We start from the raw sequence: 11,399 nt of genomic DNA on the forward strand, positions 1-11,399 counted from the left end.
CCCGCGGATGGACCGGACGGGCACGCAAAAGGACACGGGGCGAGCCGCTGGCCCGCCCCGTGTCCTGGAATGTCAGGCCCGCCACTGCCGCGGCGGCGGGCGTGAAGCGACCTTCGCTTACTTCTGGCCGTAGCGGCGGCGGAACTTGTCCACGCGGCCGCCGACGTCGAGGGTCTTCTGCTTGCCGGTGTAGAACGGATGCGACTGGCTGGAGATATCCACCTTGACCAGCGGGTACTCGTTGCCGTCCTGCCACTTGACGGTTTCCTTGGTGGCGATCGTCGAGCGCGTCAGGAACGCGAAGTCGGACGACAGGTCCTGGAACACCACCGGGCGGTAGTTGGGATGGATATCGGGCTTCATGACGGGCTCAAAGCGGCGGGTGAAAAGAGCGGCATTGTAGCGGGCGGGTGACGGCGGGGTCAACTCGACTCCCGGCCCACGGGCGTGTGGCCGGGAATGTCAGCCGGCGCCGAGCGCACGCCGCACCATCGCCGCGAACCGTTCCTGGTCCAGCTCCAGCACCACGTTGGCGTTGGCCGGGCGGCCCAGTCGACCCGTCCAGTCCACCACCGTGGCGCCGCGGGTCAGTCGACCATCCAGCTCGACCGCGACCGCACGCCGTTCGCTGCGCACCACTACCGACGGATCGATCGCCACCGCCATCGCCAACGCATCGGCGGCGATGATCCCGCGACGGCCGCGCTCCCGGTTCGCGGTGCGCGCCACCTGGCAGATACTGCGGTAGAACGCCGCGCGCTTGTCGCCGGCAGCGAGCCAGCCGTCGAACGCGTCCTCGTCGAAGGCATGGCGCAGGGTCAGCTCCCAGTCGACCAGATCGAAATCCCCGAATGCCTCGAACACCACGTGCGCGGCCTCGGGATCGAAACCGACGTTGAACTCGGCCGGCACGCGCCCGGTGTTGCCCTGCCCGGTCACCGCGCCGCCCATCACCACCAGCCGCCTGACCCGCTGCGGCAGGGTCGGATCCAGTCGCAGTGCCAGCGCCACGTTGGTCAGCGGCGCCAGCGCCACCAGGGTCAGCTCGCCGGGCCGCTCGCGGGTCAGGCGCAGCAGCGCCAGCGCAGCCGCCTCGTCCGCGGCGGCCGTTCCCGGCTGCGCGAAACCCACGTCGCCGAAGCCGTCGCGGCCATGCACGAAGGCCGCGTCCTCCTCGGGCAGGCGCACCAGTGGCGTGGCGCAGCCAGGAAACACCGGTGTGCCCGCGCCGAGCAGATCCACCAGCACGCGTGCGTTGTGCACCGTGTGCTCCAGCCCAACGTTGCCCGCCGCGATGGACAGGCCGGCAACGTCGGCATGTGCATGCGCCATCAGGATGGCGAGCGCGTCATCCACGCCAGGGTCGGTATCGATCAGCAGTTGGGGTCGGGTCATTGCGTAGAGCGCCGTAAAAAAACGGCTAGCTTACGACCGCCAACGGTCGAAGAAACAGCAACGCGCGTCTCGATATGTACCGCTCAGGCGTGGGCATAGCGCGCGGCGGCACCGATCCAGCGTTCGATCAGCCGCTCGGCATCACGCGGATGCTGCAGCAACATCGCCTCGCCGACCTGCTGGACCGCCGGCAGCAGATGCGCGTCGCGCGCCAGGTCCGCGATGCGGAAGGCGAGCTGGCCGGTCTGACGCGTGCCCAGCAGCTCGCCGGGACCGCGCAACTGGAGGTCCTTCTCGGCGATGCGGAAGCCGTCGCAGGTTTCGCGCATGACGTTGAGGCGCTCGCGCGCGAGCTGGCCCAGCGGGGGCTGGTAGAGCAGGACGCAATTGGAGGCGACCGTGCCACGGCCCACACGCCCGCGCAACTGGTGCAACTGGGCCAGGCCCAGGCGCTCGCTGTTCTCGATCACCATCAGGCTGGCGTTGGGCACGTCCACGCCCACCTCGATCACGGTCGTTGCTACCAGCACGGACAGCTCGCCCGCCTTGAAGGCGTCCATCACGGCCTGCTTCTCCTTCGGCTTCATGCGCCCGTGGACCAGCCCGACCGAACAACCCTCCAGTACAGCGGCGAGTTCCGCGTGCGCCACCTCGGCCGCCTGTGCGCGCAGCTGTTCCGATTCCTCGATCAGAGTGCACACCCAGTAGGCCTGACGGCCTTCGGCGCAGGCGGCGTGGATGCGCTCGATTACCTCGACGCGGCGCGCGTTGGACACCGCCACCGTCTGCACCGGCGTGCGCCCGGGCGGCAATTCGTCGATGGAGGAGACGTCCAGGTCCGCGTACGCGCTCATCGCCAGCGTGCGCGGGATCGGCGTGGCGGTGAGCACCAACTGGTGCGGCACCAGGTCGCCTTCCCGGCCCTTGTCGCGCAGCGCGAGCCGCTGCTGCACGCCAAAGCGGTGCTGTTCGTCGACGATGACCAGGCCCAGCCGCGCGAAAGCCACGCCTTCCTGCATCAGGGCGTGGGTGCCGATCACCACGGGCGCGCCGTCGGCGACACGCGCCAGCGCCTGCGCGCGCGCCTTGCCCTGCTGCTTGCCGGCCAGCCATTCGACGTGCACACCCAGCGGCTCCAGCCAATGGCGGAAGTTCCGCAGGTGCTGCTCGGCCAGCAGCTCGGTGGGCGCCATCAACGCCACCTGCCAGCCGGCTTCCACCGCGGCCAGTGCCGCCAGCGCGGCGACCGCCGTCTTGCCACTGCCGACATCACCCTGTACCAGGCGCAGCATGGGCCTGGCGCACGCGATGTCGGCAAGCACGTCGCGCGTGACCCGCTGCTGCGCGCCGGTGAGCTGGAACGGCAGGCTGCCGACGAAGCGGCCGCGCAGTCCGCCGTCCCCGTCCAGCACCGGCGCACGCCGGCGACGCACGGCCGCACGCATGCGCTTGAGGCTCAGGTGTTGGGTCAGCAGCTCCTCGAAGGCGAGCCGCTGCTGGGCGGGATGACGGCCGTTGGTCAGGTCGGCCAGTGGCGCGTCCGGCGGCGGGCGGTGCACGTAGAGGAGCGCCTCGCGCAGGGAGGTCAGTCCATGGGCCAGGCACAGCGGCGGCGGAATGAGCTCCAGGGCTGCATCGGGCGGCAGCAGCGCGAGCGCCTTGTCGATCACGCCAGCCAGCCGCTTCTGGCCCAGGCCCTCGGTGGTCGGGTAGATCGGACTCAGCCGCTCGTCGACCGCCACGGCCTGATCTTCGCCCACGCGCTGGTACTGCGGATGCACCATTTCCAGGCCCTGCGCCCCGTGGCGCACCTCGCCATAGCAGAGCAGCCTGACGCCGGGCTTGAGCAGGTCGGCCTGCGCGCGATGGAAATGGAAGAAGCGCAGCAGCAGCGTCTGCCGCGAGTCGTCGCCGATGGCGACCTTCAGCTGCGGCCGGTAGCGGAAGCCGCGCTCGACCGCTTCGACCGCACCCACCACCTGCGCCCGCTCGCCCGCCTTCAGGTCACCGATGGCGGTGACGCGGGTCTTGTCCTCGTAGCGCAGCGGCAGGTGGAACCACAGGTCCTGCACCCGCTCCAGCCCGATCTTCGCGAGCGTGGCAGCGAGTGCAGGACCGACGCCCGGCAACGTGCCGACCGGCGAAAGGCCGGGATCGGCGACGGGTGTCACGGCGATGCTGGTGCTGCGGGCGGGCATGAATCGCTAGCCTAGCCCAGCCTCTGGGCGGGATGCAGCAGCAAGGTGTGGGCACATGCCGCGCCGGGCGGTCAGGCCACGGCGCGACGGGTGGGCAGCAGTCAGTCCAGCACCATGATCGCGTCGATCTCCACCTGCGCGCCCTTGGGCAGCGCCGAGACCTCGATCGTGGAGCGCGCCGGATAGGGCTGCTGGAAATATTCGGCCATCACCGCGTTGACCGCGGCGAAGTTGGCCAGGTCGGTGACGTAGATGCCCACCCGCACGAACTGCGAGAACGAGCCGCCGGCCGCCTTGGCGACCGCGGCCAGGTTGTCGAACACCCGTCGCGTCTGCGTGCTGATGTCGCCCTCGACCAACGTGCCGGTGGCTGGATCCAGCGGCGTCTGGCCGGAGAAGTACACCGTGTTGCCGTGGCGCACGGCCTGTGAGTAGGGGCCAATCGCGGCGGGGGCCTGTTCGGAATGGATGATGCTGCGGGACATGGGCGGGCCTCGTGTGGGAAAGGCCCAGTCTAGAAGGGTGCGGGACGAGGGGCGAGCCGGAAGCCTGCCGCCAGGCCGGCACCCTCTACAGGGGGTAGCGATACGCTCCGCTCACCACGCCGGTGCGTCGGACGCGCCGTATCACGTCTGCCAGATGCTTGCGGTTCTTCACTTCCATCGCGAACAGAAGGGTGGCGGCGGCGGCGTCGCGCTCGACGTATTCGACGTTCTCGATGTTCGAATCGGCCGCGGCGATGGCGGCGGCGACCGTGGCCAGCACGCCCGGGCGGTTGATGACTTCGATGCGCAGCTCGGCCCGGTAGTCGCCCTGCACGTCGCGGTCCCATTCGATACCCACGCAGCGCGCGGGCGACTTGCGGAATTCGGCCACGTTGGGGCATTCCACGCGGTGCACCACGATGCCCTTGCCGGAGGACAGGTAGCCGATGATCTCGTCGCCGGGCAGCGGGTGGCAGCAATTGCCGAAACTGAGCACGCCGCGCTCGGCGCCGGTGATGCGGATGTTCTCGTGGGTGTGCGGCGCCTCGGTCGGACGCCCGCCGCCGCGTAGCGCAACCAGGTGATGCGCTACCTGGTCCGGCATGCGGTTGCCCAGCGCAATGTCGGCCAGCAGTTCTTCAAGCCGGCGCAGCTTGGCCTCCTCCAGGAAGCGCTCGAGCACCTTGGCCGGGATCGCGTCGATGTTGGTGCCCAGCGCGTCCAGTGCGCGGTCGAGCATGCGATGGCCGAAGTCGACCGCGTCCTCGTGCTGCAGGTGCTTCAGGTACTGGCGGATCGCGGTGCGCGCCTTGCCGGTGACGACGAATTCGAGCCAGGCCGGGTTGGGCACCGCCGAAGGCGCGGTGATGATCTCCACCAGCTGGCCCGACTCCAGCCGCGTGCGCAGCGGCAACAGTTTCTTGTCCACGCGCGCGGCCACCGCGTGATCGCCCACGTCGGTATGCACGGCGTAGGCGAAGTCGAGCGCGGTGGCATTGCGAGGCAACGCAAGGATGTCGCCGCGCGGGGTGAACAGGTAGACCTCGTCCGGGAACAGGTCGATCTTGACGTTCTCGATGAACTCGGCCGACGAGGGCGTGTGCGCCTGGCTGTCGGCCAGCGCGGAGAGCCACTCGCGCGCACGGGCCTGCGCGCTGTTGGCCGGACCGGAATCGGTCTTGTAGGCCCAGTGCGCGGCCACGCCGCGCTCGGCGACCGAATCCATCTCGGCGGTGCGGATCTGCACTTCGATCGGCGCGCCGAACGGCCCCAGCAACACGGTGTGCAGCGACTGGTACCCGTTCGCCTTGGGAATCGCGATGAAATCCTTGAAGCGCCGGTCCACCGGACTGTAGAGCGAATGCACCGCGCCCAGGGCCATGTAGCAGCTCATTGCCGTGTCGACCACCACGCGGAAGCCGTACACGTCCATCAGCTGGGCGAAGCTCTTGTGCTCGTTGTGCATCTTCGAGTAGATGCTCCACGCCGACTTGATGCGCCCGACCACCTTGGCCGGCAGGTGCTCGGTGGCGAGCCGGGCGGCGAGCGCGTGCTCGATCTTGCTCATCACCTCGCGGCGGTTGCCCAGCGCTGCGCGGATGCGCTCGCTGATGACGCGGTAGCGGTCCGGGTAGAGCGCGCGAAAGCCGAGGTCCTGCAGCTCGGCCTTGAACTTGTTCATGCCCAGGCGCTGGGCGATCGGCGCGTAGATCTCCAGGGTTTCGCGCGCGATACGCCGGCGCGCGGAGGGCTCCTTGGCGCCGAGCGTGCGCATGTTGTGCAGACGGTCGGCCAGCTTGATGAGGATCACGCGGATGTCGCGCGCCATCGCCAGCAGCATCTTGCGGAAACTCTCCGCGTCCGCCTCCTGGCGGTTGGAGAAGCGCATCTTGTCCAGCTTGGTGACGCCGTCCACCAGATCGGCGACCGCGTCGCCGAACTCGGCCGTAATTTCGGCTCGACTGAGCTCGGTGTCCTCGAGGGTGTCGTGAAGGATTGCCGAGATGATCGTCTCGGCGTCCAGGCCAAGCTCGGCCAAAATGCCGGCGACGGCGACCGGGTGGGTGATGTACGGCTCGCCGCTCTTGCGGGCCTGGCCGCGATGCGCGTGCGCACCCACCTCGTAGGCGCGCAGCACGCGCGCCACCTGGGCTTCCGGGAGATAGGCCACGCGCTCCTTGAGCGCCAGCACGTAGGGGGGCAGCACGGACGGGTCCACGGGAACGGAGGGCGTGGTCGCCGTCATGGGTTCGCGATCCCCGTTCAGATAGTGCTTCCGTGCGGGTGACGGCCACGCATGACGAAGCTGCCGGCCATGCCGGCAAGGCGACTGCGCGTATGGCAGCCGCCGGGACGCATCAGTCGTCGCCGCCCTTGGAAAGATCGTCGTCGACCTCGGCTGCGGCCCATTCCAGCGCCTCGCGCTCGGCGCGCTCGCGCTCGGCGCGGTCGATCTCGTCGATGGTGGCCTGGTCGATTCGACGATCGGCGATCTCGCGCAGGGCGAGCACCGTCGGCTTGTCGTTGTCCGGGTGGACCGCCGGCTCGGCGCCCTTCTCCAGCTGGCGGGCGCGCTTGGTCGCCATCAGCACCAGCTCGAAGCGGTTGTCGACCACCTCGAGGCAATCTTCCACGGTAATGCGGGCCATAAATCCTCAGGCACAAAGGCAACTTAGAGACGGGCAAGTGTAGCGGAGCCGCGGCTTGGCTGGCAATGCGGCATGCGCGTATCATGCGCGGTTCGATCGCCGGCGAGCGGCGCCGATCCGCCTGACTGCAAAAATATAAAACCAGGCGGTACACTTTTGCGGTACCCGTAGCGGATCCCTTCAGCCCATGCTTTCCCTGCCCCGTCTCTCGCCCAGCCGCCTGCTGGCGCTGGCTGCCCTGGCCCTGCTGGCCGGCTGCACCATCGCCAAGCCGCGCACCGACGACCCGCTGGAAAAGTTCAACCGCAAGGTCTACTCGTTCAACAATGCGGTGGACAAGGCGGTGATCCGCCCGGTGGCGGTGGGCTATCGCAAGATCACCAACCCGCCGGTGCGCCGTTCGGTCAGCGACTTCTTCACCAACATCCGCATGCCGATCACGGTGGCCAACGACCTCCTGCAGGCGCGGCCGAAGCAGGCCCTGCAGAGCACCGGGCGCTTCCTGGTCAACCTCACGCTGGGCCTCGGTGGCTTCTTCGACCCGGCCAGCCAGCTCGGCCTCCCGCTGGAGGACAACGACTTCGGCGTGACGCTGGCGCGCTGGGGCGTGCCCGATGGCGACTACCTGGTGTTGCCGCTGATCGGCCCGACCACGGTGCGCGACGTCTGGCGCATGCCGGTGGACAGCTACTTCTTCGACCCGTTGTCGATCTACGCGCGCAACCACGACTACAAGTACGGCCAGCAGTACCTGCCGCAGATGATGTACCTGGTGACGCTGCGCTCGCGCGGCATCGATGCCGAGAGTTTCCTGGAGTCCGCCTACGATCCTTACGTGTTCATGCGCGACGCCTATCGCCAGCGGCGCCTGTACCAGATCTACGACGGCAATCCGCCGGCCGAGGTCATCCAGCAGATGCAGGGCCTGAACGACGACAACTTCGATCCGGAGCAATTGCTGGACGAGCAGCACCAGTGGGAAAACAAGCATCCGGGCGACGACCAGAAACAGCCGTAGGTTTTGGCATGGCCCGCCCATCGGGCAACGCGGGCTGAAAGCCCACCCTACGAGAAAAGGGGCCTTGCGGCCCCTTTTTCTTGTTCGTGCATCGCGCCGTCTCAGCCGACCAGGTCGGCCACCTCGCAGACCTGGGCCAGCGCACGCATGCCCGCAGGCATGTTGTCCACGACCAGCGCACGACCCCGTCGCCGGGCTTCGGCCTGCGCGGCGAGCACGCATGCCAGTCCCGCGCTGTCGCTGCGCTGGACGCCGGCAAGGTCCAGGCGGGACACGGTTGCGTCTCCCAGCGCCTTTCCGATCGCGTCCAGGGCCGCGGCGGCGGTGTCGAAGCTGAGCACGCCGCTGACGCCGAGCGTGCCCGGCGTTCCGCGGTGCAGATCGAAAGCCGCCGCGCTCACGAGGCCTTGCTTTCCTTGTCCATCGACTCGAGCGCCTTCTCGCCCTGGTTCTCCAGGTTGGCGATCAGCTTCTCGATGCCGACCTTGCGGATCTCCGCGTCGACCTGGTTGCGGTAATTGGTGACATAGGAGATGCCTTCGATGATGACGTCGTAGGCCTTCCAGTCGCCTTCCTTGCTCTTGCGGAAGGCGTAGTCGACCGAGAGCTTCTTGCCATCGTCCAGCACCACCTGCGTGCGCACCACGGTGCGCTTTTCGTTGAGGTCGCCGCTGAAAGGCAACACCTGCACGGCGCCCTTGGTGTAGTTGAGCAGGCCTTCCGCATAGCGGTGGGTGATCGAGTTGTAGAACGCCTTGGCGAAGCGCTCGCGCTGCTCGGGCGTGGCCTCGCGGGCATGGCGGCCGAGTACCAGGATCGAGGCGTAGTCGATGTCGAAGTGCGGCAGGAAGACGTCGTCGATCACCGAGATCAACTTTTCCTTGTCGTTCTTCAGCTCATCGCGGTGCCCGGCGATGGTGGTGTCCAGCTGGCGGGCGATCTCCTGCACCACCTGCTCAGGGGTCTGCCGGGACGCCGGCGCCTGGGCGGCCGCATCCTGGGCCAGTACGGGCGAGGCGGCCACGGTACCGAACGCGATGGCCATGGCGAAAGCCAGAGTGCGCAACATGGGGAAACTCCTTGTGGGGAACCGGCTCACTGCTTGCCGGCGGGGGATTCGTTGGCGGCGTCCTTCTTTTCGGCGGGCGAGCCGTTGACCAGGAATTTGCCGATCAGGTCTTCCAGTTGCATGGCCGACTGGGTCAGCACCATTTCGTCGCCGTTCTTCAGGAACTCGGGCGAGCCGCCCGGCTGGATCGCAACGTACTGGGTGCCGATCAAACCGCTGGTGAACACCGCGGCGGCCGAATCGTCGGGGATCTGGTCGTATTTCCTGTCGATCGACAGCTCCACTTCCGCGTCCAGCTTGACCGGGTCGGCATGCACGGCGGCCACGCTGCCGATCGCCACGCCGGCCATCTTCACCGGGGCGCCGACCGAGAGCGCGCCGACGTTGCTGAAGCGCGCCTTCACCGTGTAGCTGCCGCCCAGGTTGTCGGCCACGCCGCCGGCGCCGAAGAACTTGCCGAGCATTTCCTCCAGCTGCTGCGCGGGCTTGGTGCGCGCCAGCGTGCCGCCGTCGGCGAGGTCCTTCTTCGAACTGCCGTACTGGATGCCCACGTACTGGTCGCCGAGCAGGCCGCTGGTGAAGATCGTGGCGATCGAATCGTCCGGAATGTGGCTGTAGCCCTGGTCGATGGACAAGGTCACATCGGCCACTTCCTGCTTGGGATCGAGCACGATGGAGCTGACTTGGCCGACGCGCACGCCCGCGATCTTCACCGGCGCGCGCTCCTTGAGCTGACCGATGTTGGCAAAGCGGGCCTGGACGCTGTAGCTGGCGCCCTGGTGGGTGTTGGCGACCGAGGTGGTCTGCGTCGCCAGGTACGCCAGCGCGGCGAAACCGAGCACGATGAACAGGCCGGTGCCCACGGCGTAGGAATGTCTCTGGCTCACGGCTCAGGTCCTCGAGGAATCACATCAGGAATGCGGTCAGCACGAAGTCCAGCGCGAGGATCGCGATGGACGAGGCGACCACGGTACGGGTGGTGGCATAGGCCACGCCTTCGCTGGTCGGCGGCGTGGTGTAGCCCTGGTAGACGGCGATAAGCGAAACGACGCCACCGAACGCCAGGCTCTTGACCAGGATGCCGTTGACCACGTCCTTCCAGACGTCGACGGTGGCGGTCATGTTCGACCAGAAGGTGCCGTTGTCGATGCCCAGCCAGGTCACGCCCACCAGGTGGCCGCCAAAGATGCCCAGCGCGCAGAACACCGCGCACAGCAACGGCATCGCGATCAGGCCGGCGAGGTAGCGCGGCACCGCTACGTAGGCGATCGGATCGACCGCCATCATCTCCATGGCGGCGAGCTGGTCGGTGGCGCGCATCAGGCCGATCTCGGCCGTGATCGACGTGCCGGCGCGACCGGCGAACAGGAGCGCGGTGAGGACAGGACCAAGCTCGCGGTAGATCGCGATCGCCACCACCGTGCCGCTTGCCGCGGTGCCACCGAAGATCGACAGTACGTAGTACAGCTGCAGCCCCAGCACCATGCCCACGAACAAGCCGCAGACGGTGATGATGGTCAGGCTCATGGCGCCGACGAACCACAGCTGGCGCACCGTCTCGCGTGTGTAGCGCAGGCTGCGCGGGACTGCCGCCAGCAGAGTCAGCAGGAACAGGCCGGCCTCGCCGATCTGTGCCAGCGCGTTGGTGATGACATTACGTTGCGACTGCGCGTTCATGCCTTGGTTCCTGCCAGACCGAGGGCCTGCGCGTAGTCGCCGGCCGGATACTGGAATGGCACCGGGCCATCGATGTCGCCACCGAAGAACTGCCGCGTCCAGGGCGAGCCGTCGTCGGCGATGGTCTTCGGATCGCCTTGCGCGACGACCTTGCCGTTGGCGATCAGGTAGACCAGGTCTGCGACCTGCTTGATTGCCTCCAGTTCGTGCGCCACCAGCACGCTCGTGATGCCGAGTGTTTCGTTCAGCGTGCGGATCAGCTTGAGCACCTGGCTCAACGCGATCGGGTCAAGGCCGACGAACGGCTCGTCGTAAAGGATGAGCATCGGGTCGAACACGATCGCCCGCGCCAGCGCCACGCGCCGCGACATGCCGCCGGAGAGCTCGGCCGGCATCAGGCCGGCCGCGCCGCGCAGGCCCACCGCCTGCAGCTTCGTCAGCACGATGTTGCGGATCAGCACCTCGGGCAGCTTCGTATGCTGGCGCAGCGGGAAGGCGACGTTCTCGAACACATCGAAATCGGTCAACAGGGCCGAGTTCTGGAACAGGTAGCCGATCTTCTCGCGCAACCCGAAAAGCTTCTCACGCGACAGCTCCGGCACGTTCTGGCCGTCGACGATCACCTGCCCGGCGTCGCCGCGCATCTGCCCGGTGATGTGCTTGAGCAACGTGGTTTTCCCGGTGCCGCTGGGTCCCATGATGGCCGTCACCCTGCCGCGCGGGATGTCCATGTCCAGCGCATCGAAAATGGTCTTGCCGTTGAGCACCGTGGTCAGGCCACGGATGCGCACCAGCGGTTCGGAGGGAGCGGCGGGGGCGGTCATAAGCGGCTAAAGGTAGCCGAGCGGTGAAGGCAGGCCAAGCCGCAGCCTTTGCTCCCTCTCCCCGGGCCGGGGCGAGGGACGGGCT

12 protein-coding genes are annotated in these 11,399 nt (G+C 67.8%); 1 reads left to right on the forward strand and 11 read right to left on the reverse strand.

Annotation, left to right across the window (positions count from 1 at the left end):
• Positions 1-117: 117 nt before the first annotated feature.
• The 6 genes from ACFWZU_RS10545 to rpoZ all read right to left on the reverse strand — a co-directional run bounded on the left by ACFWZU_RS10545 (position 118) and on the right by rpoZ (position 6,726).
• Positions 118-363: a type B 50S ribosomal protein L31 gene (locus tag ACFWZU_RS10545; RefSeq protein WP_439701473.1), complete on the reverse strand. Its 246-nt coding sequence runs from the start codon at positions 361-363 to the stop codon at positions 118-120.
• A gap of 99 nt (positions 364-462) precedes the next feature.
• Positions 463-1,395 (reverse strand): nucleoside hydrolase, encoded by a 933-nt coding sequence (locus tag ACFWZU_RS10550; protein ID WP_439701474.1) that lies wholly within the window; start codon positions 1,393-1,395, stop codon positions 463-465.
• Positions 1,396-1,478: 83 nt separating this feature from the next.
• The gene (gene recG, locus ACFWZU_RS10555; protein WP_439701475.1) at positions 1,479-3,593 is read right to left on the reverse strand and encodes an ATP-dependent DNA helicase RecG; all 2,115 of its coding nucleotides are present in this window, start codon (positions 3,591-3,593) and stop codon (positions 1,479-1,481) included.
• 101 nt (positions 3,594-3,694) lie between these two features.
• Positions 3,695-4,078 carry a RidA family protein gene (locus ACFWZU_RS10560; RefSeq protein WP_439701476.1) on the reverse strand — a complete coding sequence of 128 codons (384 nt, stop codon included), beginning with the start codon at positions 4,076-4,078 and terminating at the stop codon, positions 3,695-3,697.
• An 85-nt stretch (positions 4,079-4,163) separates the two neighbouring features.
• Complete coding sequence (locus tag ACFWZU_RS10565; protein ID WP_439701477.1) at positions 4,164-6,323, reverse strand: RelA/SpoT family protein; 2,160 nt, start codon at positions 6,321-6,323, stop codon at positions 4,164-4,166.
• 112 nt (positions 6,324-6,435) lie between these two features.
• The gene (gene rpoZ, locus ACFWZU_RS10570; RefSeq protein ID WP_231350551.1) at positions 6,436-6,726 is read right to left on the reverse strand and encodes a DNA-directed RNA polymerase subunit omega; all 291 of its coding nucleotides are present in this window, start codon (positions 6,724-6,726) and stop codon (positions 6,436-6,438) included.
• 187 nt (positions 6,727-6,913) lie between these two features.
• On the opposite strand from rpoZ, the gene ACFWZU_RS10575 reads away from it, so the two are divergent.
• On the forward strand, positions 6,914-7,744 hold the full coding sequence (locus ACFWZU_RS10575; protein ID WP_439701478.1) for an MlaA family lipoprotein: 831 nt from the start codon (positions 6,914-6,916) through the stop codon (positions 7,742-7,744).
• A gap of 101 nt (positions 7,745-7,845) precedes the next feature.
• On the opposite strand, the gene ACFWZU_RS10580 is transcribed toward ACFWZU_RS10575, so the two are convergent.
• From ACFWZU_RS10580 to ACFWZU_RS10600, 5 genes are read right to left on the reverse strand one after another with little or no spacing between them, the layout of a single operon-like run.
• A complete protein-coding gene (locus tag ACFWZU_RS10580; protein WP_439701479.1) occupies positions 7,846-8,145 on the reverse strand; it encodes an STAS domain-containing protein in 300 nt (99 codons plus the stop codon).
• Entirely contained in the window at positions 8,142-8,813 is a 672-nt protein-coding gene (locus ACFWZU_RS10585; RefSeq protein WP_439701480.1) for an MlaC/ttg2D family ABC transporter substrate-binding protein, read from the reverse strand. The genes ACFWZU_RS10580 and ACFWZU_RS10585 overlap by 4 nt, the downstream gene beginning before the upstream one ends.
• A gap of 26 nt (positions 8,814-8,839) precedes the next feature.
• Positions 8,840-9,700: an outer membrane lipid asymmetry maintenance protein MlaD gene (gene mlaD / locus ACFWZU_RS10590; protein ID WP_439701481.1), complete on the reverse strand. Its 861-nt coding sequence runs from the start codon at positions 9,698-9,700 to the stop codon at positions 8,840-8,842.
• A 19-nt stretch (positions 9,701-9,719) separates the two neighbouring features.
• Positions 9,720-10,490 carry a lipid asymmetry maintenance ABC transporter permease subunit MlaE gene (mlaE, locus tag ACFWZU_RS10595; RefSeq protein ID WP_439701482.1) on the reverse strand — a complete coding sequence of 257 codons (771 nt, stop codon included), beginning with the start codon at positions 10,488-10,490 and terminating at the stop codon, positions 9,720-9,722.
• Positions 10,487-11,314, reverse strand: a complete 828-nt coding sequence (locus ACFWZU_RS10600) for an ABC transporter ATP-binding protein (RefSeq protein WP_439701483.1) — start codon at positions 11,312-11,314, stop codon at positions 10,487-10,489. Before ACFWZU_RS10600 ends, mlaE begins: the two co-directional genes overlap by 4 nt.
• Positions 11,315-11,399: the final 85 nt, after the last annotated feature.

The organism is Frateuria sp. GZRR33 (genome assembly GCF_051900425.1).
GTDB lineage: Bacteria > Pseudomonadota > Gammaproteobacteria > Xanthomonadales > Rhodanobacteraceae > Frateuria_A.